The sequence below is a fragment of the Marinobacter sp. NP-4(2019) genome (genome assembly GCF_003994855.1).
In the GTDB taxonomy this organism is placed as follows: Bacteria; Pseudomonadota; Gammaproteobacteria; order Pseudomonadales; family Oleiphilaceae; genus Marinobacter.
On the sequence record NZ_CP034142.1, the window covers coordinates 2,900,484 to 2,924,089 of the forward strand.

General features: G+C 58.1%; 24 protein-coding genes and 3 pseudogenes. 2 read left to right on the top strand and 25 right to left on the bottom strand.

Features of this window, described 5'->3' with window-relative positions:
- Window positions 1-298: 298 nt before the first annotated feature.
- The 23 genes and pseudogenes from flhB to EHN06_RS13315 all read right to left on the bottom strand — a co-directional run bounded on the left by flhB (window position 299) and on the right by EHN06_RS13315 (window position 21,502).
- Window positions 299-1,434, bottom strand: a pseudogene (gene flhB, locus EHN06_RS13205) (flagellar biosynthesis protein FlhB).
- A gap of 186 nt (window positions 1,435-1,620) precedes the next feature.
- Entirely contained in the window at window positions 1,621-2,406 is a 786-nt protein-coding gene (gene fliR, locus EHN06_RS13210) for a flagellar biosynthetic protein FliR (RefSeq protein WP_127333014.1), read from the bottom strand.
- Window positions 2,407-2,409: 3 nt separating this feature from the next.
- Window positions 2,410-2,679: a flagellar biosynthesis protein FliQ gene (gene fliQ / locus EHN06_RS13215; protein WP_127333015.1), complete on the bottom strand. Its 270-nt coding sequence runs from the start codon at window positions 2,677-2,679 to the stop codon at window positions 2,410-2,412.
- A gap of 9 nt (window positions 2,680-2,688) precedes the next feature.
- Complete coding sequence (fliP, locus tag EHN06_RS13220; protein ID WP_127333016.1) at window positions 2,689-3,453, bottom strand: flagellar type III secretion system pore protein FliP; 765 nt, start codon at window positions 3,451-3,453, stop codon at window positions 2,689-2,691.
- A gap of 4 nt (window positions 3,454-3,457) precedes the next feature.
- A pseudogene (fliO, locus tag EHN06_RS13225) lies at window positions 3,458-3,924 on the bottom strand (flagellar biosynthetic protein FliO).
- A 10-nt stretch (window positions 3,925-3,934) separates the two neighbouring features.
- A complete protein-coding gene (gene fliN / locus EHN06_RS13230; RefSeq protein ID WP_127333017.1) occupies window positions 3,935-4,435 on the bottom strand; it encodes a flagellar motor switch protein FliN in 501 nt (166 codons plus the stop codon).
- Window positions 4,428-5,426, bottom strand: a complete 999-nt coding sequence (fliM, locus tag EHN06_RS13235; RefSeq protein WP_127333018.1) for a flagellar motor switch protein FliM — start codon at window positions 5,424-5,426, stop codon at window positions 4,428-4,430. The genes fliN and fliM overlap by 8 nt, the downstream gene beginning before the upstream one ends.
- A gap of 38 nt (window positions 5,427-5,464) precedes the next feature.
- Window positions 5,465-5,977: a flagellar basal body-associated FliL family protein gene (locus tag EHN06_RS13240; protein WP_127333019.1), complete on the bottom strand. Its 513-nt coding sequence runs from the start codon at window positions 5,975-5,977 to the stop codon at window positions 5,465-5,467.
- A gap of 179 nt (window positions 5,978-6,156) precedes the next feature.
- Complete coding sequence (locus EHN06_RS13245; RefSeq protein ID WP_127333020.1) at window positions 6,157-7,350, bottom strand: flagellar hook-length control protein FliK; 1,194 nt, start codon at window positions 7,348-7,350, stop codon at window positions 6,157-6,159.
- A 93-nt stretch (window positions 7,351-7,443) separates the two neighbouring features.
- Entirely contained in the window at window positions 7,444-7,791 is a 348-nt protein-coding gene (locus EHN06_RS13250; protein ID WP_127333021.1) for an Hpt domain-containing protein, read from the bottom strand.
- Window positions 7,788-9,554: an ATP-binding SpoIIE family protein phosphatase gene (locus EHN06_RS13255; protein ID WP_127333022.1), complete on the bottom strand. Its 1,767-nt coding sequence runs from the start codon at window positions 9,552-9,554 to the stop codon at window positions 7,788-7,790. The genes EHN06_RS13250 and EHN06_RS13255 overlap by 4 nt, the downstream gene beginning before the upstream one ends.
- Window positions 9,555-9,587: 33 nt before the next feature.
- Window positions 9,588-9,893: an STAS domain-containing protein gene (locus tag EHN06_RS13260; RefSeq protein WP_127333023.1), complete on the bottom strand. Its 306-nt coding sequence runs from the start codon at window positions 9,891-9,893 to the stop codon at window positions 9,588-9,590.
- Between the two features lie 100 nt (window positions 9,894-9,993).
- Window positions 9,994-10,437, bottom strand: coding sequence for a flagellar export protein FliJ (fliJ, locus tag EHN06_RS13265; RefSeq protein WP_127333024.1), 444 nt, complete (start codon window positions 10,435-10,437; stop codon window positions 9,994-9,996).
- Window positions 10,437-11,822 carry a flagellar protein export ATPase FliI gene (gene fliI, locus EHN06_RS13270; protein WP_127333025.1) on the bottom strand — a complete coding sequence of 462 codons (1,386 nt, stop codon included), beginning with the start codon at window positions 11,820-11,822 and terminating at the stop codon, window positions 10,437-10,439. The genes fliJ and fliI overlap by 1 nt, the downstream gene beginning before the upstream one ends.
- Window positions 11,803-12,669 (bottom strand): flagellar assembly protein FliH, encoded by an 867-nt coding sequence (locus EHN06_RS13275; RefSeq protein ID WP_127333026.1) that lies wholly within the window; start codon window positions 12,667-12,669, stop codon window positions 11,803-11,805. The genes fliI and EHN06_RS13275 overlap by 20 nt, the downstream gene beginning before the upstream one ends.
- Window positions 12,669-13,622 carry a flagellar motor switch protein FliG gene (gene fliG, locus EHN06_RS13280; protein WP_265936931.1) on the bottom strand — a complete coding sequence of 318 codons (954 nt, stop codon included), beginning with the start codon at window positions 13,620-13,622 and terminating at the stop codon, window positions 12,669-12,671. Before fliG ends, EHN06_RS13275 begins: the two co-directional genes overlap by 1 nt.
- A gap of 91 nt (window positions 13,623-13,713) precedes the next feature.
- Window positions 13,714-15,429: a flagellar basal-body MS-ring/collar protein FliF gene (gene fliF, locus EHN06_RS13285; RefSeq protein WP_127333028.1), complete on the bottom strand. Its 1,716-nt coding sequence runs from the start codon at window positions 15,427-15,429 to the stop codon at window positions 13,714-13,716.
- A 15-nt stretch (window positions 15,430-15,444) separates the two neighbouring features.
- Entirely contained in the window at window positions 15,445-15,813 is a 369-nt protein-coding gene (fliE, locus tag EHN06_RS13290) for a flagellar hook-basal body complex protein FliE (protein WP_127333029.1), read from the bottom strand.
- Window positions 15,814-16,039: 226 nt separating this feature from the next.
- Window positions 16,040-17,503, bottom strand: coding sequence for a sigma-54-dependent transcriptional regulator (locus EHN06_RS13295; protein WP_127333030.1), 1,464 nt, complete (start codon window positions 17,501-17,503; stop codon window positions 16,040-16,042).
- A gap of 22 nt (window positions 17,504-17,525) precedes the next feature.
- Window positions 17,526-18,767, bottom strand: a complete 1,242-nt coding sequence (locus EHN06_RS13300) for a sensor histidine kinase (RefSeq protein WP_127333031.1) — start codon at window positions 18,765-18,767, stop codon at window positions 17,526-17,528.
- Window positions 18,768-19,212: 445 nt separating this feature from the next.
- A complete protein-coding gene (locus tag EHN06_RS13305) occupies window positions 19,213-20,664 on the bottom strand; it encodes a sigma-54 dependent transcriptional regulator (RefSeq protein ID WP_127333032.1) in 1,452 nt (483 codons plus the stop codon).
- A gap of 71 nt (window positions 20,665-20,735) precedes the next feature.
- Window positions 20,736-21,065 carry an SOS cell division inhibitor gene (locus EHN06_RS13310; RefSeq protein ID WP_127333033.1) on the bottom strand — a complete coding sequence of 110 codons (330 nt, stop codon included), beginning with the start codon at window positions 21,063-21,065 and terminating at the stop codon, window positions 20,736-20,738.
- Between the two features lie 72 nt (window positions 21,066-21,137).
- Window positions 21,138-21,502 (bottom strand): annotated as a pseudogene (locus EHN06_RS13315) (DUF1329 domain-containing protein).
- A gap of 116 nt (window positions 21,503-21,618) precedes the next feature.
- Between EHN06_RS13315 and EHN06_RS13320 the strand changes: the two are divergent.
- Both EHN06_RS13320 and EHN06_RS13325 read left to right on the top strand, forming a co-directional pair.
- Window positions 21,619-22,116: a DUF6586 family protein gene (locus EHN06_RS13320; RefSeq protein ID WP_127333034.1), complete on the top strand. Its 498-nt coding sequence runs from the start codon at window positions 21,619-21,621 to the stop codon at window positions 22,114-22,116.
- Between the two features lie 45 nt (window positions 22,117-22,161).
- On the top strand, window positions 22,162-22,422 hold the full coding sequence (locus tag EHN06_RS13325; RefSeq protein WP_127333035.1) for a hypothetical protein: 261 nt from the start codon (window positions 22,162-22,164) through the stop codon (window positions 22,420-22,422).
- Window positions 22,423-22,444: 22 nt separating this feature from the next.
- Here the strand turns inward: EHN06_RS13325 and EHN06_RS13330 are convergent, their stop codons facing one another.
- Both EHN06_RS13330 and lexA read right to left on the bottom strand, forming a co-directional pair.
- Window positions 22,445-22,945 (bottom strand): cell division inhibitor SulA, encoded by a 501-nt coding sequence (locus EHN06_RS13330; RefSeq protein ID WP_127333036.1) that lies wholly within the window; start codon window positions 22,943-22,945, stop codon window positions 22,445-22,447.
- A 33-nt stretch (window positions 22,946-22,978) separates the two neighbouring features.
- Window positions 22,979-23,587, bottom strand: a complete 609-nt coding sequence (lexA, locus tag EHN06_RS13335) for a transcriptional repressor LexA (protein WP_127333037.1) — start codon at window positions 23,585-23,587, stop codon at window positions 22,979-22,981.
- Window positions 23,588-23,606 lie beyond the last annotated feature (19 nt).

Consider the following 23,606-nt stretch of genomic DNA (forward strand, 5'->3'; position numbering starts at 1 on the left):
CGGCCGTCTGCCCACGTTATCGATTGAACGACTCGTAGGTCGGATTAGCGAAGCGTAATCCGACAAATGGTATCGATGCGGGGAACGGTGTCGGATTACGCTTCGCTAATCCGACCTACATGTGAACGTTGCTGTTGAGATATCGAAGGGCCCGGGGTGGTTGTGGTTGCCCCCTCCCAAAAATGTGCGGAGCCATGGATGGCGGAGCCCAAGCGCACACGGACGTGCTTGTAGCGTTTTTTGGGAGGGGGCAACCACAACCACCCTCCCCCATAACCATCAGGCTACAAAAACAAACTCAAACATCCCGCCGCATATCAGGCGGTATAGGAAAGTCCGGCATACCGGGCCGGTCACCGCGCCCCTTGCGGAACTGCCGCAGCTGGAACACGTAGGCCAGCACCTGAGCAATGGCCATGTAGAGGCCATCGGGGATCTCCCCGCCGACCTCGGTGTTGTGATACACCGCCCGGGTCAGCGGCGGCGTCCGCAGAAGCTCGACTTTGTTCTCGCGGGCTATCTCCATGATCTTGAACGCCATCTCATCGGCGCCCTTGGCCACCACAATCGGCGCCGCCATGGTTTTCTGGTCGTACTTCAGGGCCACCGCGTAATGCGTCGGGTTGGTGATCACCACATCGGCGGTGGGGACATCCTGCATCATCCGGCGCTGGGCCATTTCACGCTGTAGCTGGCGGATGCGCCCCTTCACTTCCGGTTTACCTTCGGTGTCCTTGAACTCGTCTTTAACCTCCTGCTTGGTCATCCGCAGTTTCTTCTGGTGGTCGAAGATCTGGAATGGCACATCAATGGCGGCGATGATGATGGTTGCCGCCGACAGGAAGAAGAAGGTCCAGCCCAGGGTCCAGAGTACGTGTTCCATGGCCGGTATGGCCGGTTCCTCGGCAATGCTCAGCAGATCGTCGGTTCGCAGGTTGAGGATCAGGATGGCGAGCGCCAGGACCAGTCCCACTTTCAGGATGGCTTTGACCAGTTCGATCAGGGAACGCAGGGAGAACATGCGTTTCAGGCCCTTGATCGGGTCCATGCGGTTGAGTTTGGGCGCCACGGCTTTGCCGCTGATGAGCAGGCCGCCGATACCGATGGAGCCGGCGATGGCGGCGATCAGCAGCAGGATCAGGATTGGCGACAGTGCCAGCGCTGCTGCCTTGGCGGAGGCCAGGAGCTGTATGCTCATGTGGCGCGTGTCGAAGATGGCGGAGCGTTCCAGTACGAAGCTGTCGCGCATGATGCCTTCCAGCGACGCGCCAAGGCTGCTGCCAAACATCAGCAGGCCGCCAGCACCGGCCATGAGGACGGCCATGGTGGCCAACTCCTTGGAACGGGCGGTCTGGCCGTCCTCTTTGGCTTTTTCCAGCCTTCGGGGGTAGCCTCTTCCGTTTTTTCCTGACTGTTGTCGTTTTCTTCAGCCATGCCTTCTGATCTTTAGTTTCGGAGTGTCGGTCGGTGGGGCAAGCTTTCCAAAACACGCTGTGAATACGTCCATGTACGCTTGGGCTCCGCCATCCATGGCTCCGCACAGTTTTGGAAAGCTTGCCCCACCGACCTCTGCAAACTACGGAGCTGGAGTCCGCATCGCCGCAACAGTAGTCCTCAACCTCAAGGCTGCCCTTGCAGGTTTCTCATAAACTCAAACGTCTCTCTGGTGTACTGCTCGAAGTGCGGCAGAAAATTGGCGTGCAGCACCCATATGGAGAACAGTCCAAAAATCAGGCCAATTGGAAAACCCAGGGCGAAGATATTCATCTGGGGTGCGGCGCGGGTCATTACGCCGAAGGCTATGCTGACGATCAGCACGGCAGAGACAGCCGGTAATGCCAGCAGCATGGCGGAGACGAACATCCAGCTGATGCGGTGGGCCAGTTCCCAGACTCCGACCTGGCCCAGGCCCTCGAAGCCGACAGGGAGTGTGCGGAAGCTTTCGACGAAGACTTCGAACATCACCAGGTGGCCGTTCATGGCGAGGAACAGCAGGGTGATGGTGATGGTGTAGATCTGTGACAGTACCGGGACGTTGACGCCGTTGGCGGGGTCGACCATGGAGGCGAAGCCGAGGCCCATTTGCATGGCGATCATCTGGCCGGCGACGACGAAGAGTTGCCACAGTGCGGTCATGGCGAATCCCATGCCGACGCCGATGAGGATTTGCTGCAGGGTGATCACCACTGCGTCGGCACTGAAGGCTTCCACCTGGGGCGCAGGTGGAAGCAGGGGCACTATGAGGATGGTGATCAGCAGCGCCAGGCCCAGGCGCGCTCTGGCCGGGACCAACTGGGTACCAAAGACGGGAACGACCATCATGAAGCTGGCGATGCGGAACAGGGGCCAAAGGTGCTGGCCGACCCACTGGCCGATCAGGTCGGCGCTGATTTCAGTCGGTATCATCAATCAGCCGATCAGGTAGGGAATGCTGGTTATCAGGCCTTCCGCGTGATCAAGCAGTTTGGTCAGCATCCACGGGCCGGCGGCGATGATGACGATCAGGGTGACCAGTAGGCGCGGCAGGAAGCTGAGGGTCTGTTCGTTGATCTGGGTAGCGGCCTGGAAGGTGCTGACCACCAGACCGATCACCAGGCCCGGGCCGATGATAACGGCGGACAACAGGACGATCATCCACAGCGCTTCACGGACGATGTCTATGACGGTTTCCGGGGTCATACGCGGCTCCTATATCCCGTAACTGGCGGCCAGTGTACCCATGATCAGCGCCCAGCCATCCACCAGTACAAAGAGCATGATTTTGAAGGGCAGCGAGATAATGATCGGTGACAGCATCATCATACCCATGGCCATCAGCACGCTGGCCACGACCATGTCGATGATCAGGAAGGGAATAAATAGGATGAAGCCAATCTGGAAGGCGGTTTTCAGCTCGCTGGTCACGAACGCGGGCAACAGTACCCAGAAGGACACGTCTTGCGGTGAGTCATACTGTTCGTCCGCGATGCGCATGAACAGTCCGAGGTCGCTTTCCCGGGTCTGTCCCAGCATGAATTGTCGGAACGGCATGCTGGCACGTTCGACCGCTTCCAGGGAGGTAATTTCTTCCGACATGTAGGGTTGCAAGCCAACCCGGTTCGCCTCCTCCAGAACCGGCTTCATGATGAAAATGCTGAGGAACAGGGCCAGCCCCAGAAGAATCTGGTTGGACGGCGTTGCCTGCAGCCCCAAAGCCTGACGCAGGATGGCAAAGACGACGATGATGCGGGTGAACGAGGTCATCATCATCAACATGGCCGGCAGGAACGTCAGCGCAGTCATCAACGCGAGGATCTGCAGGGTTACAGAGTATTCCTCCACTCCCTGCTCTTCGCCGGGGGTCATGGTGAAGGCTGGAATACCCGGCAGGTCGGCCAATGCCGCCGGACTCCACCCTGCCAACAGAATCAGCGGGAGCAGTGAAAGGCTGCGCTTCAGATAAACGGCAATCATCGGGTCAGCCTTCTTTCGATGACGGAGCGTTCCAGGACTTGCCAATCATGCCTTGCAGGCGGCGGGCAAATTCACTGGAGGAACCCTGACCGGGTGTAACGACTGGCTCGTCAAACACGTGCAGCGTACGGATGGCGGAAGGGGTGATGCCCACCAGTATCTGGGTACCACCGACGTCGATCAGGGCAATACGTTCCCTGGCGCCCAGCGCCATAACGGAAACCACTTTGATGGCCTGGTTATTCATTCCGGTCATGCCGTTCATGCGCCGAATGATCCAGGCGCAGCCGTATATGATCGCGATGACCGCAAGCAACCCGCCCCCAGACTCAGCATGGTGATCAGGGTGTCCGGGGCGCGGCTGCTTTCTTCCTTCACAGGGGCTTCTTCCGCCAACGCCAGGATGGGCAGCAATCCGGTCAGGAGAACCAGGGTGCAGCTGCGCCAACGCCGACTGAAAGTTCCGCTCATCCACACCATATTACTTCTGCAACCGCTTGATTCGCTCGCCCGGGCTGATGACGTCGGTGAGTCGGATACCAAATTTTTCGTTGACCATGACCACTTCCCCATGGGCAATCAGGGTGCCATTAACCAGAACATCCAGCGGTTCACCCGCCAGACGATCCAATTCAATCACCGAGCCCTGATTCAATTGCAGCAGGTTGCGAATCGGGATCTGGGTGTTGCCCACTTCCATGGAGATAGTGACCGGGATGTCCAGGATGACGTCCATATCCGGCGCCGGACCACTGCCGTGGGTCACGCTGGAGGTCTCGTCGAACTCCTCCATTGGCGCGGTGCGGACATTGTCGCCACCGTCTTCCTCCCCGGAGGACTCCGCCTCGGCCATGGCCGCAGCCCACTCATCCTCGCGGGAGTCACCGCCGTCACCGGACTCTTCCATGGCGGATTCCCACTCAGCTGCGAGCTTCTCGTCTTCGCTGAGTTCCTGATCGTCTTTCTTGTCGTCGTCAGCCATTGCGTCCCACCTTCAGTTGTTTCTTGACCCTGGGCAGTGTCGCCCGTTCGTGAATTCTCAGCGCCAGTTTTCCGTCACGGGTTCCCATGGTCGCCTTGTAGATCGGGATACCATTGGCGGTGACCGTCAGGAAATCGGGAACTTCCACCGGAATGATGTCACCCGCCTTCATCTTTGCGATCTCACGCAGTGATATCCGCCGGCGACATACGGTGGAGTTGACCGGCACGTTGACGTCCTTGATGTCTTCCTGCAGGGCGTTCACCCAACGTTCGTCAACGTCGTCAATATCACTTTGCACCCCCGCATCCAGTACATCCCGAATGGGCTCGATCATCGAATACGGCAAGGCCATATGGAGCTCACCACCACCACCGTCCAACTCTATGTGAAAGGTGCTCACCACCACCACTTCGCTGGGGCTGACGATGTTCGCCATGGCCGGATTCACTTCGGAACTGAGGTACTCGAAATCCACCTTCAATACGGCATGCCAGGCTTCCCTCATATCATGGAAGACCTGATCCAGCACCATTTGCACAATGCGGGTTTCCGTCGGTGTGAATTCGCGGCCTTCGATCTTGGCGTGACGCCCCTCGCCACCGAAGAAGTTGTCCACCAGTTTGAACACCAGCTTGGCATCCAGAACAAACAGTGACGTCCCCCGCAGCGGGCGGATCTTGCACAGATTGAGGCTGGTGGGCACATACAGGGTGTGTATGTACTCCCCGAATTTCATGATCTGGACGCCGCCGGTCGAGACGTCGGCATTCCGACGCAGCAGGTTGAACAGACTGATCCGGGTGTAACGTGCGAAACGCTCATTGATCATTTCGAGGGTGGGCATCCGCCCACGGACGATCCGGTCCTGGCTGGCAAGGTCGTAGGACTTTATACCGGCTTCATCGGTTTCCTCATAGGTATCGATGTCCCCATCGTCCACGCCGTGGAGAAGGGCATCGATTTCATCCTGTGACAGTAGGTCCTGCATACGTATTCCTGCCCTGACAAGCCACCCGTTACCGGGGCCTATTGCACAACAAAGTTCCTGAACAGTACCCGTTTCAGAGGTGCTTCCCCCTCCTCTTCCAGTACCTGGTTAACGGTCTGCAGCATGTTTTCAGCCAATGCAGCCCGGCCTTGCGGGGTCTGCAGCTCCATGAAGTCGCTGTTTCCCAGCAAGGAAACCAGCTGACTGCGAATCAGCGGCCGATGCAGCTCGGCGGCAGCGAGTGCCTGTTCACTATTGGCCTCAAGGGAAAGATGGACCTGGGCGTACCGCTGACGGCCGCCCTGCGCCTGAATCGTCGTCACCAGGGCCTTTTCGATATCAAGGTACACACTGGGTTCAAAGACACTGGCAACCTCTTCCTCTGCGGACGTCCCGTCATCGCTGAAGCCCGGCAATCCGCCCCCCATGAACCACATAGTGCCAACTACAGACAGGCCCACGGCCAGGATGATCACCAGCAGTAACAATAGTATGAGCTTCAGCTTGCCCTTCCTGGCCGGTGGAGCCGCGGGTGTGTTGTCTTCAGCCATAACCTTCCAATCGCCAAAAATCCGTCATCCGGATGGTTTATCGGTACTTACAGGGTAATCAAGCAAAGGTCGGGCCAAAAGCCCTGCCACCCCGATTCAGAACCGCAGTTTAGCGTTGTGGGGAAGGATGGGCAAAGGGGAATCGGGGGGGGGGGGACCCGAAGGCCCCGAAGAACGCATCAGGCAAAGATATCAACTTCACCTTTCCAGGTCAGATCGAGGTCACCAACCTGCATGTCACTCTCATCGGAAGAGACTACAGCCAGATCGCGATCAGACTGGCCATCGGGATTATCTCCCTCACCGTCGGCACCCTGCCCCTCGGTTTGTTGCCGGGACGAATCGGCCACGTCGAACTGCTCCAGGGACAACCCTTGCTCGTTGAGCATATCCCGCAAACGGTGACTGTGAAGTTCCAACTGGTCGCGGACCACCGGATTGGCGGAGTGTATCGTAATATTTGCCTGCTCCTGCTGAACCTTTACCCGGACTTCCATTGGCCCCATGTCGGGCGGGGTCAAATGAATTTCAGCAACGGACAACTTATTGGCCGTCAGCCAGGTCAGTTTCCCTACCAGCTTGTCGCCCCACTCGGCATGCCCTACCGGCACATCCACCGAGGTGGCATACCCCTTAAGGCCAGCAGCCTCGGCAGGCAGCCTGGCATTGGCCAGCTGTTGCGCGGAGGAATCAGCCAATGTTTGCAGCCTGCCGGCAGCCAACAGCGTCGTGCTATCCTGAACCCGACCTGACTCAGGGGTAACGGCGGTCATCAGTGCTTCGGTTAGCTGAAAGCCAGTACTCCCACCTTGCCCTGGAGTTGCTGTGTCACCGGACCCAACACCAGTCATGCCGGGCAGTTTCCCCATAATTCCCGCCAGCCCTTGTATCACAGACGCCTGCCCGGTGGATGCGCCCGGCAACGATGCCGTTCCACCTGTTGCCCCCCCAACAGGTGTCAGCATTGCTTGCAGGTTGACGAAGGTCGGGGTGACCAACTCCTCGGGCGTACCAGCGTCAATCACTGTGTCCGCCGGCGATACGGAGTCTCCCGATGCTACCCCCTCACTGGCCTGATCAGAGGGGCGTCCTTCTACACGGCCTTCTGCTTGCCTGCCACGTGCTTCATTCGCCCGACTGGTGTTATCCACCGGGACATCTTTTCGAGCATCGGGAGAGGTTTGAGCCTCCTGGCGACGCTGAGCCTGATCACGCTGATCCGCTTGCTTACGTTCCAATCGCTTTTGCTCGGCGCGGGAAACGGAATCAAACTGGCTATCGCCGGATTTTTCGTGATCCACCGGTGTTTTCTTGCTACCGGTATCGGGTTGCCCCCCTGGGGCCGGGGTTTGTGGTAAAACCATCTGGGACATGGCAACCTCTTGCCGCTCTATCAGGGTTTGAGTTCAGTATTTCCTCGTTACCCGAGTTACAGCAAAAGCGATGCCATTCTTTGCGGCAGCTCCCTAACTTTCAAGAATCCGTTCCAGCATGCTGCGCACATGACGAAACTCCGAATCGATCTCCTCCACGAACGAACCTGCTTCGGCAAGGCGCCCTTCCCGCCCGGCGTTTTCAACTTCCAGACACAAGACGCCGAGGCGCGGAGCGCCAATATTGATACTGCTGCCTTTGAAACTGTGCGCCGCTTTTACCAGCGCATCGGCATTACCCTCTTCAAGCGCATCGCGTATGGATGCCAATCGGTCGACGGAATCTCCGATGTAGGTATGAATCAGAACTTCAAATTCATCCTCCATCACATCCTTTAGCTCCGCCAGAGCTTCTTCATCAAGGTGCGGCTTGTCGTTCATGACGGCCCCCCGTGTTGAGTGACGGCCGCCCCCTCAGGGGACTCGGCCTCGGAAAAGTGCCAATCATATACGATCTCGACGTGATTGCCCCGCTCCCTGAACGTCAGCGAGCCAGCCAGTCGTTGCAACAGCATTAGCCCCCGCCCGGCGTAGCCAGGCCCGGAGGCCGTCGGGCCCGGATGATTATGGTAGTCAAACCCGCGACCGCTATCTTCGCAAACAATAACCAACTGCCCACCAGTATCCGTTAGCGAGTGGGTCAAACGAAACGTGATGTAATGTTCGCTGACATTGCTCAGTCGTCGCTGCCTTTCAGCGTAATAGCGGCCAAAGCCATCCGCGGTTCTTTTCCACTCAGATGGCAGGCCGAGAATGCCATGCTCGAGGGCGTTGGTATACAGCTCCGACAACAAGGTGTATATCTCGCCACTTCGACGCCTCAACGCCGGCACCTCCATACAAATATGGAGCAACAGCGGAAGCGGACTGAATTGCCCCAGGGTCCGGTTCCTGACCTCATAGACACAATGCCACTCTGCGGGGCCCTCAAGCGCCGACAACGGCACCTCTTCCGACAAACTGCCAAGCCCCTCAGCTGCAGCCATATCCAGGGTGACCAGGGTCAGATCATCCTGGTCAAGCCGGCCGCCCGAAAACGCCCGTACGCGATCAATAACCGCGTCAAATGGATGAACCCCGTCATCCAACCCGTTCAGAGTGCTAACCACCCCCCGGTCGCCAAACATTTCTCCCTGATCACTTTCCGTTTCCAGTATGCCGTCGGTCATGAACATCAGGGTGTCCCCCGGATGAGCCTGGATAACGGTCATCGACGCATCAAAGCGGTTAACATCCAGCACCCCCAGCGGCAGATGAGACGACGGCAGCGACCGCCGACTCCCATCCTGACAGACCAACCAGCCGTCTGGCAGCCCGCCATTCCAGACCTGCACCTGGTTGAGTGCAAAATCCGCCTGAATCATGGCCGCACAGCAGAACATGCCCGCCGGCAGAATGCGTTTGAGCTTCTGGTTGATTTCCCGAAGCACATCGCTGCCACTGAACCCTTTGGCGGTCATGCCATAAAAGATCTCCGCCACCGGCATGGCACCCACCGCCGCCGGCAACCCATGACCGGTAAAGTCGCCAATCAGTATCTGAATGCCCCCGGCTGGGCTCGGGCAGGCAAACAGGATATCGCCGTTGAAAATAGACAGGGGCGAGGCGTGGTAGCGAATGCTGTCGGCATCCAGACAACCGGTATGGGCGATGTTGTCAAAGACCCGCTTGGCAACATGCTGCTCTTCAGTCAGCTTGCGATTATGTTCGTGGATCAGGTCACGATGCTGGCTGATGGTCTGATGCATCAGACGCATACGGTTGAATGCGTTGATCTTTGCCTCGATGATGACCCGGTTGTAGGGTTTGGTCAGGAAGTCATCACCGCCGGCTTCCAGGCACCGGGCCAGTGCATCTGCATTGGTAAGGGAGGTGAGAAAAATCAGCGGCACCAGCCGCTCCCCCGCCAGGGCCTTGATTTCCCTGGCCGCCTCCATACCGTCCATCTGTGGCATCATGGCATCGAGGAAGACAAGCTGGGGTTCGGCGTGACGGAAAAGCTCTACCGCTTCGACGCCATTGGCCGCATCCAGTACATCATGACCAAGGCGACGCAAAAGGGTCTTCAGGATTAGCCGGTCGCTGTCACTGTCGTCAGCGATCAGTATCTGGAGCGAGCGATTGCCAGTTTGTGAATCATCCACATCGGATCTCCCGAAGAACTTATTGTCCCTCCGTCAGCGGATCGCAAACAGCTGCTCGAAATTGGAAATGGCCAGGATACGACGAACGTCACTATTGCAGTTTTCGATACTGATGGCGGCACTGTCGCCTCCGGCGTAATCACGAAGTAACAACAGCATGCCCAGAGCAGAACTGTCCAGATAAGTTGTATCGGACAGATCCACAACATAGTTCTTTATGCCCTGGTCACCGTGCTCATAGGCGTCACGGAAGGCCTGATGTGTGCTGAAATCAAACCGGCCGTCAATCTTTATGATCAGGGTCTGACCATCCTCGCTGCGACGCGCATGAATAGGCATTCCTGGTCCTCCGAGGGAGTTCTCCGAAAAGGTGTTACACAGATAAGGATAGCGCAGTCAGCCTGTTTTGCATCCACAACATCCGCACGGGCCGGTGAAATTATCCACGACGACGGGCAAAGGCACGTCCGGCGGCTTCGTCCGCAAGCTTTTGTTCTTTCAGATCTTGTTCGCGCTGCTCCTGTCGGCGGCAGGTCTCAATATACTTTTCCATGCCACGACGGCGCTCCCAGGCCTGTTGCCACTGCCGGCGACATTCCTCCAGGCGCCCCTCCAGGACGTCCAGCTGTTTTTGCTGCTGTCGCAGAACCTGGTCCAACTGGGCGATAAAGGCCTGCCAGGCCTGAAGGCGTGCCACCGGAACAACGCCCTGCTGGTTGTGGCGAATCTGGTCCCGATATTCCTGCTGATACCGGTTCAGGTTATCAATCTGAGCCTGCTGGGCTTCGAATTGCTTGCGAGCCTCGCCCATCTTTTCCAGGGCTTCCTGCTCCTTGCGCTCTTCCAGAGTCAGGACCACGGCCAGGCGTCGGGATCGAAGCATTATTCATTCCCTCTCGACGGAACCGGGACACCGGATTGTCGGCGCTCAGGGGACCGCCGCTCAGGCACCACCGCCAGTAACTGCTCAATGCTGTCCTGAAGTGGCGCACTCTCATTCAATCCCTGCTTGAGGAACTGGGTCATGTTGCCGATATGCGTCATGGCGAAATCGGTTTCGGAATCAGAGCCCTTGACGTAAGCACCCACACTGATCAGGTCCCTGGCCTGCTGGTAACGGGAATAGACCTGTTTGAAACGTTGTGCCCTGGAAAAATGTTCCGGCTCGGTTACCTGGGGCATCACCCGGCTGATGGAGGCTTCCACATCGATTGCCGGATAATGACCTTCCTCGGCCAGCCGGCGGGATAGCACGATGTGACCATCCAGAATAGCGCGGGCGGCATCGGCAATGGGATCCTGTTGATCATCGCCTTCGGTAAGCACGGTATAGAATGCGGTAATTGACCCGCCGCCCTGGCGTCCGTTACCGGTCCGCTCCACCAGTTGCGGCAGTTTGGCAAAGACCGATGGCGGGTAGCCCTTGGTGGCCGGTGGTTCACCCACCGCCAGCGCAATTTCACGCTGCGCCTGGGCATAGCGGGTGAGGGAGTCCATCAACAGCAATACCCGTTTGCCCTTGTCACGATAGTATTCAGCGATTCGCGTGGTCAGCATGGCGGCCCGCAGCCGCATCAGGGGAGAGTCATCCGCAGGGGCAGCCACAACCACGGAACGGGCCAGACCTTCTTCACCCAGAATATCCTCGATGAATTCCTTGACTTCACGTCCCCGCTCGCCAATCAGTCCAACCACCGTAATGTCCGCATCGGTAAAACGGGTCATCATGCCCAGCAACATGCTTTTACCGACACCACTGCCAGCAAACAGGCCAAGGCGCTGGCCCTGGCCCACTGTCATCAGCGAGTTGATCGCACGAATACCCACATCCATGACTTCACGGACCGGCGCCCGGTCCAGCGGGTTGATGATGTCGCCATTCAGAGCAACTCTGGACTCAACCTGAAGCGGTCCCTTGCCATCCAGGGGTTCACCGCTGCCATTCACCACTCTGCCCAGCATTTCCGGGCCGACCGGCACACGGCTCGCCGCCGCCAGGGGTACCACTCGGGCACCGGGACGCAGGCCTTCGATGGCAGTCAACGGCATAAGGTAGACGCGGTCATCCTCAAAGCCGACGACTTCGGCTTCGACACTGCCACTTCCCTGGCCCTGGATCACGCAACGATCACCCACCACCATGGGACACCCAACACATTCCAACGTCAGCCCCACCATGCGGGTAAGGCGGCCGGACAGCTCCGGGGTCGACTCACGGTCAACAAACCCCTGAAGTCGCCGCAAGCGGTCAGCCAGGTTCCCGGTCATCGTCCCCGTTCCCGTTGCCGTCGTCACTGTCAGAATCCAGCACATCCCGGTGGAAATCGGTCAGATCGCCCATCATGGCATCCAGCTCTTCGCTCTCTCCGGACTCCTCATTACCGAGTTGCTGATCAAGCATGCCCTGAACAGCTTTCTGGAACCGTTTCTCCACCGTAAAGTCCACCAGGCTGTGGCGCGTTTCCACCTTGCACCCACCGCGCAGGATGCTGTCATCCTCCACCACCGAGTTGGTCGCCTCGAAACGTTCTGCCACCTCCCTGACCCAGTCCGCATCGTCCGGGTGAACCAGGATACGCACGTTGTCAGTGGTGGATGGCAGAGAGGCCATGGCCCGACGGACCACCTGCCGGATCTGCGAGGAATCAATGGACAATTCGCGGTAAACCACGGTACGGGCAAGAATGGTGGTCAGGTTAACCAACGCGGTCTCCAACTCGTCTTCGTGACGACGAATCGGAATCAGCAGCTCTCCCAACAGGTGTTCGAGCCGGTCAATGCGGGATTCCATTTCCTTGCGGGTTTCTTCCAGGCCCTGCTCGGCACCCTGCTCACGGCCCTCCGAAAAGCCCGCATCGTAACCTTCTTTGTGGCCCTGCTCACGGCCCTCGTTGAAACCCGCCTGGTAGCCGGCATCGCGACCTTCGGCATGGCCATCTTCCCGGGCAGCCTGGCGGATCTCATCGATATCCGCAGCCGTCAACGGCTTGACGTCCCGCTCCTCTTCCCGGGCCACCTCATTACCCTTCGAATCAAGCAGGGGCAACTCCCAGCGCTCATAGGCCGTCAGTTGTTCCTTGGGAATCCGGTTAAGGCTCTTGTCGGAATCTTTCATCACATCATTTCTTCGCCAGCACCACCCAGGGTAATTTCACCGGCTTCAGCCATGCGCCGGGCAATGGTAATAATGTCTTTCTGGGCGGCTTCCACTTCGCTGACACGAACCGGGCCCTTGGCTTCCAGATCATCCTGAAGCAATTCGGCAGCCCGCTTCGACATGTTCTTGAAGATCTTGTCCTGTACGGCGTCATCGGCACCTTTCAGAGCCACCACCAGTACCTCGGACGACACTTCACGCAACAGCGCCTGAATACCCCGGTCATCGATATCCTTGAGGTTATCGAACACAAACATCAGGTCCTCGATGGTGGAGGCGAGATCCGGGTCCATGTCCTTGATGGAATCCATCAGGTTGCCTTCCACACTGCGATCCATGAAGTTCATGATATCGGCGGCCCGCTTGACGCCGCCAATACGGCTGGTCTGGGCAGCGGAACCACCGGAGAACTGTTTCTCGAGGATATTGTTCAGTTCCTGGAGGGCCTGAGGCTGGATGCTTTCCAGGGAGGCCACCCGCATCATTACATCCAGCCGCACCTTGTCATCCAGTGTGCCAAGAATCTCGGCCGCCTGATCCGGATCCAGATAGGAAATTACGATGGCCTGAATCTGGGGGTGCTCGTAACGGATGATATCGCCAACCGCCCTGGGCTCCATCCACTTCAGAGTATCCAGCCCCGTGGTATTGCCGCCAATGAGGATACGATCGATCAGACTGGAGGCTTTATCATCTCCCAATGCCTGGGTCAGCATGGTACGGATGTAATCGTCATTACCGACACCGAGGCCTGTCTGGCCCCCCACGGCATCGACAAACTGATTCAGTACGAAGGTTACGTCGTCCTTGCTGACGTCCTTCATCTGCGCCATGGCCACACCAACACGCTGGACCTCCTTGGGGCCCATGTGTTTCAGAACCTCCGCCGCATCGGTCTCACCCAGCGACATCAGCAGAATGGCGGCCTGTTCGACACGGGGAATCTTGCGCTGCGGCTTCTGGGGTGCCTGTTGCGCACCTTCCACCTGACGGTTGGTTTCTTCAGTCATCGACATTCACCCACTGGCGCATAACCTGGGCAACCCTTGCCGGGTCTTCTGCGATCAGGCCTTTCAGTGCATTCAGCTGCCTATCATAACTGTCCGTGGCGCCAGGCAAAAGCAGTTCATCCTGGGACGACATGGCCTGGCGCAACTCATCGCCACCTTCAATCCCGTCAAGACTACCATAACCACCTTCGGCCTCTCCCCCACGCTCGCTCTTGCCCGCGCCGGAAAGGCTCTTCAGTGTCGGGCGCAGCAGGCCGAGAACCAGTACCAGAATCACCAGGCCAGCCAATACCTGCTTCATCAGATCCCAGAACCAGGGCTGCTCCCAGAATCCCGGCGCTTCAAACTCCACCTGTTCCTCCGCCGCAAACGCGGTATTCATCACGGTGACGCTGTCCCCCCGTGCCGCCGAGTAGCCCACAGCATCGCGAACCAGCATGTTCAGGCGCTGCAGTTCCTGTTCCGGCCATGGCTCGTAGCTGACCTCACCAGTTTGCGGATCAACCACCTTCATATCATCAACGGCCAGGGCCACGGTCAGTCGTTTCACACGACCCTGTTCCTGGCGGATATAGCTTACGGTGCGGTCCATTTCGTAATTTCGTGTGGACTCCCGGCGAACGTTGACCGGCTGGGGAGCGGGCTCACCATCCTCTCCCTCTCCGGCTTCGCCCTGCCCCACCTGCTCCGGCACTTGGCTTTCGCCCGGAGGCTGGTTGGACAATGCACCTGGCACCCCACCGGTGGCACCGCCATTGACACGCTGCTCACTCATTTCCCGCTCGCTGCGAACAGCCTGCTGCTCAGGGTTGAACAGTTCTTCTGCCTGTTCCACCGAGGAAAAATCCAGGTCCGCGGTCACTTCCGCACGGAACCGACCGTCGCCAACAATGGGCCCCACCAGGGAGGCCACTCGACGGGTCAGACGCTCTTCCACACGGGTGGTGTAATCGTACTGGTCCTTGATTTGTTGACTCTCACTATTCGCTTCACGGCCCGTCAACAGGTTGCCGTTCTGATCAACGACGGTGACGTTATCCTTGCTCATTTCGGGAATGCTGCCCGCCACCAGGTTCACAATGGCGGCGATGTGCTCCGGTTCCGGCTTGCGGCCGGCGAATACATCCAGAAAAACGGAGGCTGTCGGGGTGCGGGCATCGCGGACAAACACGGACCGCTCCGGAATCGCCAAATGAACCCGGGCCGACCGTACACCGCGCATGGCAGTAATGGTTCGGGCAAGTTCGCCCTCCAGACCCCGGCGGAAACTGATGGTTTCCATAAACTGGGAGGTACCCAGACCACGGTCCTGGTCCAGCAGTTCGTACCCCATGGTCTGCTCGTCGGTCACGCCTTCGGCGGCCAGCTTCAGGCGGGCGTTGTAGACTTCATCGGAAGGTACCAGCAGGGCGCCGGTGCGCGGATCCATGCGGTAGTTGATACCACTCTGATCGAGAATGGACGTGACATCCTGAGGGTTGTAGCCGGACATATCACCGACCACCGGCTGATAGTTCGGCTCCTGGGCCCAGAGCACCACGGCAACGCCCAGGGCGACACTGGCGGCCAGCCCCACCATCAGGCCGATCTGCCGCAACAGGGTCAGGCGATTGAAACCAAACAGCAGGTCGCTGCGGCTTTCCAGGTTATCAGAATCCGAGGCTGCCGGTACGTTGGCGCCGGAGGTTTCTGCAGGTACGCTGGCCATGGTTGTGCTCCGCTATTATACCGGCATGTTCATGATATCTTCGTAAGCCTTCACCACCCGGTTACGAACCTGGGTCAGCGCTTCGAAGGAAACCGAGGCTTTCTCGGAGGCGATCATCACACGGGTAATATCCACATTGGGATCGCCCATTTCATAAGCTGTCTTCAACTCACTTGAGGTTTGCTGCAGTTCGTTGACACTGCCCACCGCGCGACTGAGCATATCCCCAAAACTTTGTGTCTCGCGGCCCTGCTCAACCTTCTGCGGGCTATCGATACGGCCACGAACGTCATTATCCTGCTCAACACGCTGGTTCTGCATCATCTGCGAACGCATGTTACGGATTTCCGACAGCACATTGTTGATATCTGCACGTTCGACCATAACTCACTCCCCGGGATTGGCTGCGTTGGCAACAACCCATTGAACTCTGATTCGGTTACCTTTTCTTCTCTCCCATAAAGCAAACCACAGGCCAACAGCATTTATTTCTTGTTTTTCATTAAATTACAGAAACAAAATGCGATGAAAACCTGGAAAACGACGGAGATTTGACAGAAAAAAGGCACCCGAAGGTGCCCTGAAGAAGGAGAGGAGGAGACAACCCGAATCAGGCCATGGCCAGCTCCGAATCCAGGTCGATGCCTGCATCACGCATCTGGGCCAGCTTGTAACGAAGGGTCCGGGGGCTGATACCCAGCTGCTCGGCCGCCCGATTACGGCGACCGCGCTCTTTTTTCAGCGTGTCGATAATGATACGAAACTCCCGTTGCCGCAGATCATCCCCCAGGGCAATCGGGCCGGATTCTTCCGCCGCCACCGCCAGCGAATCGATACCGCCGGAGGGCTCGGATTCATTCCCTGACGGTGCTGAAAGCGACTCCGGCTCACGCACCGGGGCCGGTTCCACAACCGGCGCACTGCCGTCCACACGGCCAGTAATACCAAGCTCCAGGCACAGGTCCGCTGCATGAATCACGTTCCCCTGGTGAAGCACCAGGGCCCGCTGAATGGCATTATCCAGCTCCCGGACATTTCCCGGCCATGGGTGGTTCACCAGCGCCTGCTGCGCATCACTGGCGAACTGGATCCCCGTCAGCTTCATCTTGCGGCAATGCTTCTTCAGCAACGCGCTGGCCAGGGGCATAATGTCCAGTGCGCGATCCCGCAGCGGTTGCCAGTGCATCGGGAATACCGTCAGCCGGTAGTACAGATCTTCGCGGAACTTGCCTTCACGGACATACTCCCCCAGGTCACGGTTGGTGGTCGCCACTACCCGCACATCCAGGGCAATGGTCTTGCGGCCGCCAACCCGCTCTACTTCACGTTCCTGCAGAACCCGTAACAGCTTCGATTGCAGCCCCAGGTCCATTTCTGAAATCTCATCGAGAAGAATCGTACCGCCGTTGGCCTGCTCGAACTTACCGGGGGAAGAAGCAACCGCGCCGGTAAACGCCCCTTTTTCGTGGCCAAACAGAATCGCCTCAAGCATGTTCTCGGGAATCGCCGCACAGTTGATGGCCACAAACGGCTGTTCGGCGCGGGGGGATTGCTGGTGAATATACCGGGCCAGCACCTCTTTGCCGGTGCCGCTCTCGCCGGAGATCATTACCGTGGAATCACTGCCGGCCACCTTTGCCGCCAGTTGGAACATGCGCTTGCTGATCGGATCCTCGGCCACCGGCTCATCACCACCGGTTTTCGCGCGGGCCCCGCCCACCACTTTGGTAACAGCCTCAACCAGCACTTTGGGTTCAAAAGGCTTTACCAGATAATCGATAGCGCCGGACTGCATAGCGGACACCGCGTGACTGATCTGACCATAAGCAGTGATCAGCATCATCGGCAGCCCGGGATACAAGCGCTGTACCTCTCCCAGGAGCTCATGCCCCGACATGCCCGGCATGTTGACATCACTGACCACCATATCGACCGGTGATTCCGCCAGACGCGCCAGCGCTTCCTCGGCGTTAGCCGCCTCGCGCACACGAAACTTTGCCAGCTCCAGGGTGGTGACCAGTGCTTCCCGCAAGTCGTGGTCGTCTTCTACGATCAGAATCTGGGCTTTGGCCATGGTTGCCTCCAATGACTGTTCTTTATTGACCAACAAGCGGCAGGGTCAGAGTCGCCACCGCGCCTCTGTCTTCGTTCTCCAGCGCCGGAGATTCAATGGCAAACCGCCCCTGATGGGCCTTCACCACCGCCTGTACAACTGCCAACCCAAGTCCGGTACCGTGGGACTTGGTGGTATAAAATGCTTCCATCAGCTGACCCGCCTGCCCGGCTTCAAACCCCGGACCGTTATCCACCACACGAATCACCAGTTCGCCGTCAACAGGCGCAAGCCGGACCATCACACGGGTTGCCCCCGCTTCCACGCTGTTATTTACCAGGTTGGTACAGGCACCCACCAGGGCGTCCCGATTGCACATAACACGACAATCGTCGACCTGGCTGTCCAGATGCACTTCCACACCGGATGCCAGCTTCAATCCATCCAGGGCGGAACCCAGGGCGCTGACCAGTGTCGCGGCAGACAACTCCTCGGCCAGCCGGGTCTCCCCACGGGCAAAGATCAACATGTCACGCACCTGCTGCTCCAGATGCGTAAGACGCGACATCAGACGGGAAGCACAACGCTGGCGCATTTCCTCGTCCAGGTCTTCCTCGCTGAGATGGCCACCATAGAGAATGGCGGCTGACAGCGGGGTACGAATCTGGTGGGCAAGAGAGGCGACCATCTTACCCATGGCCGACAACCGCTGGGCATGGGCAAGCTGCGACTGCAGGTGACGGGTTTCTGTCAGATCGGTCAGCAGGATCAACTGGCCGGGCTGGTTTTCCATGGTCCGGATCTCGATACTGACCCGTCGACCGTCCTTCAGGGAAACTTCGTGGCCGTCATCCCGACGCGGCGCGAAGCAGCGACGAATTACATCCACCCAGCGCTCGCCATCAAGGGGTTCGCCCAACAGACTGATCGCCGCCGGGTTGGTCTGGGTCACCACACCCTGACTGTCCAGCACGACCACGCCAGCGGGCAAAGCCGTCAGCAGTGTCGACAGACGATCCGCCAGCTTTTCCTTTTCCTCCAGCTCCTGCTGGCGCTGGCGGGACTCCGCCGTTAATTCTCCGGACAACTGGTTCACCCGGGACTCAAGTGTGCGATAGGAATCGGTGATCTGCCGCGACATCTGGTTAAACAGTTCCAGCGCCGATCCCACAGCTTCGTCGTCCTGCTCCGGAAACAGGGCAGTAACCTTGTCGTTAACATCCGCCGCCGCATTGGCCTCTGCCTGTTTTGCGGAAGACTGCACAACAAACTGTAGCTGACTCATAAACTCGTCCCCTGACTCACCCGACCACCGGGTCAAACTCTACGGATGATTTGTTTTCAGGGAGCTAAGCCAGCATCATGCCAACTTAAATTTTTGTTTATATTTCAGCAGGAAAGAAAACTCGCGATATGGGAAACGACGGTTTTACGTCGGCCTGAAATGACTGCGACGCTTCGGGTTACAAACCTTTGACGCCGTTGTTTCTATGCATTTTTTGGTGGTTTGGCTGGGAGTAGAGGGCCAGGGGGTAGGCCTACCCCTCACCGGACTTCAGACGAGCCTGCCTTTCGAATCGCCACACCCGCGGCGGGCCTGCACAAGGTACAAGCCGGGGTGGTGGGGTATGTTTTTAAAAAGCGCCGCTTGTCTGAGCAAAGCGAGTTGTAAGGCGGTTTTTAAAAACATACCCCACCACCCCGGCCTCCCCTGAGTATGACCAAAATAATCAGGAATCCTCGGACTCCTCCTCCCGAAGGCCATACTTGCGAACCTTCTCCACCAGAGTCGTCCGCCGAATCCGCAGCTTCTCCGCAGCCCGGGCAACCACGCCACTGGCTTCGTCCAGAGCCTGCTGGATCAGCTGCTTTTCCAGGTTCGACAGGTAGTCCTTCAGGTCGATACCATTGACCGGCAACAAGGCCGGTGCGTCCAGGCCCACCAGTCCCGGTACGCCCGATGGCATGCCCGAATCCTCGACTGGGCGGTTTTCGTCGTAGTCGTCCACGTAGCGGAACTTCTTGGGCAGTTCCTGGACGCCAATGACGCCATAGGGGTGCATGATCGCCAGGCGTTCCACCAGGTTGGCCAGTTCCCGGACATTGCCCGGCCAGTCGTGCCGGCACAGGCTCATGATGGCTGCGGAATTCAATCGCAGGGAGCCGCGCTTTTCTTTTTCCATGCGTGAGATCAGTTCGTTGATCAACAACGGTATGTCTTCAACGCGCTCCCGCAGTGACGGCATTTCGATGGGGAAAACGTTCAGCCGGTAATAGAGATCTTCCCGGAAATCTCCGGTTTCGATCATGTCCTCGAGGTTCTTGTGGGTGGCGGCAATGACCCGGACGTCGGCGGACAGGGTGCGGTTGCTACCGACCCGTTCAAATGTGCGTTCCTGCAGCACCCGCAGGATTTTCACCTGCATGTTCAGGGGCATGTCGCCGATCTCGTCCAGGAACAGGGTGCCGCCTTCGGCCATTTCAAAGCGCCCGACGCGGGAGGTAATGGCGCCGGTGAAGGCCCCTTTTTCGTGGCCGAACAGTTCGCTCTCCAGCAGTTCTGCCGGGATCGCACCGCAGTTCACCGGTACAAATGGCTTCTCCCGGCGTGCGGAATGGTAGTGCAGGTTTCGTGCAACAACTTCCTTGCCAGTGCCGGATTCGCCGGTAATCAGCACGCTGACTTCCTTATCGGCCACCTGTTGCATCAACTGGCGTACCGCCTGGACTTTCCGGCTGGTGCCGACCAGGCTGCGGAAAAGCTGCAGGCCACGCTGCTGGCCTCGTTCCTTGGAATGGATAAACTGATCACGGTAGATCTGTGCGCGGTAGAGGGAATCCACGAATTTCGTGTAATTCATGGGCCATGACATTCGCGCAATGATGCGTGACAAGTGGTCTTCAGACACGCCCTTCAGGGCCGGGTCGCCCACCATCAGTATGGGCACGCCATTGGTTTTTCGGCACAGCTCGGAAACGAGGTCGGCGATGCCGTTGCCTTCGCCATTCATCACAGCCATTGCGACCGTCGCCAAAGCTTCCTCGTCGCCATCAGCCAGCAGAGCCTTCGCTTCTTCGCCCGCCAGGACCTGCTCTTCACCAACAAATTCCAGAATGGTCACTATGTCGCGGCGGCGAGATTCGTCCTCGCTCAGCACCAGCACCTTGTTATTTTTGGGCATCCACGTAAATCTCTTGGAGGGATTTGTGCGGTATTTAAGACTGTAAGAGCACCGGAGTCAATTTTATGACGCTATCTGGACTCATTTCCTGAAACATTCTGGTACGCACGCGCCGCATTTTTGTTACGGTTCACGCCTTTCAACGCCTGCTCCGCTTCCGTGCGGGCTTCTGTGGCCCCCGCACTGGCCTTGTCACAAAAAGCCTGGAGGCGCTCAAGACGCTCCCTGACCGGCTCAACGGAGAGTTCTCCGGTTTCCAGTCGTGCCATGACCGGAGCAACCGTCGTTTTCACTTGTTGGTTAAGTTCAGACAACCGATCCCAGTTCCTGTCGCTCAATGCCTGAGCGAGGCATTCGATCAACTGGTCCAGGGCCTGGAGGTCGTTCGGGGCCTCTGTCATCAATCATTCTCCTGTGGTCTTTAGCGGCCCCGATCCCGGGCGGCGAGTCGTGCTCGGCTTCCCAACCAGCCGTTACCGACGCGCAGCGCGACGGGCGGCAGCGGCTGTAAACTGGTTGCCACGGAACCCCGGGCTGAAATCGTATGCCGGAAATCCGTCGTCCAGGCCGTCTATGTAATAACGTCTGGATTTCAGATCGTACGTCACCTCCATGGTAGTCCAGAACACCGGCTCACTGTAATAGCTGATGTTGTGGGCCTCGGAAACCCGCCAGAGTTTATCTTCCGCGTCGTATTCCTCGGACGCCAGGATCTGCCAGCTGTCTTCATCCACGTAGAACACGCGATATGACTGATACCCGTTCGCAGAGTGGCCTCGACCACCCACTCCCGGTGCAGTTCGTAACGGGAAAGTTTGTGTTTTCTTGTTAAACCCATAGGTAGCAACACGGGGAGGAAATCCGCTCCTGAAAATGGTAGACTATCGAATTAATCTGAAGCGCACTCTTACTTGATCTCGCTTTGCTCGACCGACACCCGTTTGGCAGGTAACCATGGCATCACAGTGGCATTCACTGGTATCACAAAAGCTGTTTCTGGCCAGGACACTGGTACGGCTGGCAGATAGCGATACTAACGCTGAAGCTGACTCCTACCGGGCATTGCAACGGGAAGCGGCTATTCAGGGTGCCATAGAACTTTCGCTGCGGGCCCGAAAGCTGTTGCTGGTCATGATTGCAAGGCTGTACCAGCAGAAAAACGAAGAACCCGAGTCACTCTCGGCCCTGGCATCCCTGTTGGGAACTGAACTGCCGGAAGTGGCTGAGTTGCTGGCCCTGGAGCACCAGCCAGGGAGCTGGTGGAATCATCTGGATCAACTGGAGACGTCCCAGGGTCGGCCGCCGGCGGCCAGGAAGACCGTCAGTGCGGAGAATATCATTGCGATCTCTGCGGAATCGGGCCCGGATCGATCAACGCCGGCGCTTAATACATTGCTCGACGCGCTCAAACAATTCGCTGACACCCTGGAAGACCGACACAGCGAGTGGTAAATCGCAAGTCACGACAGGGTAGGAATCAACAGAAAGGTTATTTGAATGTCACCATCTTTTTTTGAAATCGTACAGCTGAGTGACGGCGATTACGCCCTGCGTCGTATTGATGACGATGCAGCGCCGCTGGTACGCATTTCGTTTTCTTCAGAAGCTCGCGACATGATGGAAGACCGGGATATGGCCGTCGCCAAGGCGATGATCGCAGCAGGTATCGAGGCGGTCGGAAACGTCACCCATGATATCGACTGGGAAGAGGACGAACTGGAAACCCAGGACGTCCAGCCTTCCTATACGCTCCACTGAAAACACCCTGGCCAGCGCACTATCAGCGCTGGCGCAGCACCACCCCGTGACTGTTTCCCTGGGCGGACGCCTTCTGCAGCGTTTCCAGGGCTTCACGGCTGAGCTTCCGCGTCCACATCACCACCGCATGACAGGTACCGGCACTGAGCGCTCGCTCAGCCAGCTGGCGGGCCGGATAATCCGGGGTGGACCTTAAGACCAGCAGCTCGCCCGCGACAATACCGTGCATCTTTTGCCACTTGCTCACCAAAGCCTGGGGTGGATCAATCCACGCAAGCCAGCGCTTCTCCTGATTTAACTGAGTCAACATCGGCAGCAACAGCTGAAAATTCTCAACCTGACCTTCCGGCAGAATAATCTCGGTCACATTACCGACCACCGGCGCCGTTGCAGGATCAGCTCGCCTGGATCTGGCAGGCCCGGTACGAACAACCGACGTTCCACCCGCGGGCCTTGCGGGAGCCTGGTAGCCCATGGCCGCCTGTGAATAGGCCAGATTCTGGTTAAAGCTGAGTTGTTCCATGATACGCCTCGCCTTCAAGTTGACCGTTCCGGATCAGTGCATATCCGAGCGCCGGATAACACCAACGCCGAGCCCTTCAATAAACAGTTCCTCTTCCCTGAGATCCACTTCGATCGGGGCAAACTCCTCATTTTCCGCAATCAGGTACACAGTGGTGCCCTCCTTACGGAAGCGTTTGACTGTCACTTCCTCCCCGACGCGGGCCACCACCACCTGACCGTTGTGAACATCCTGAGTGCGATGGACCGCCAGCAGGTCGCCGTCGAGGATACCGATATCCTTCATGCTCATTCCGCGTACCCGCAACAGATAGTCTGCAGACGGGGAGAAAAAGTCCGGTTTCAGGGTACAGTGATCCTCAATATGCTCCTGGGCCAGGATCGGACTGCCTGCCGCAACCTGACCAACCACTGGCAAACCGAGATCTTCTTCAACCTCCGGCAGACGGATACCCCGGCTCGCGCCCGGCACCATTTCAATGGCCCCCTTGCGGGCCAGTGCCCGGAGATGTTCCTCCGCGGCGTTGGCGGAACGGAATCCAAGCTCCGCTGCAATTTCCGCCCGGGTCGGTGGGTACCCCGTTTCATCCACGTAACGCCGAATGATATCCAGTACCTGGGTTTGCCTTGCTGTCAGCTTCATGCGGTTGCCCCGTTAATCC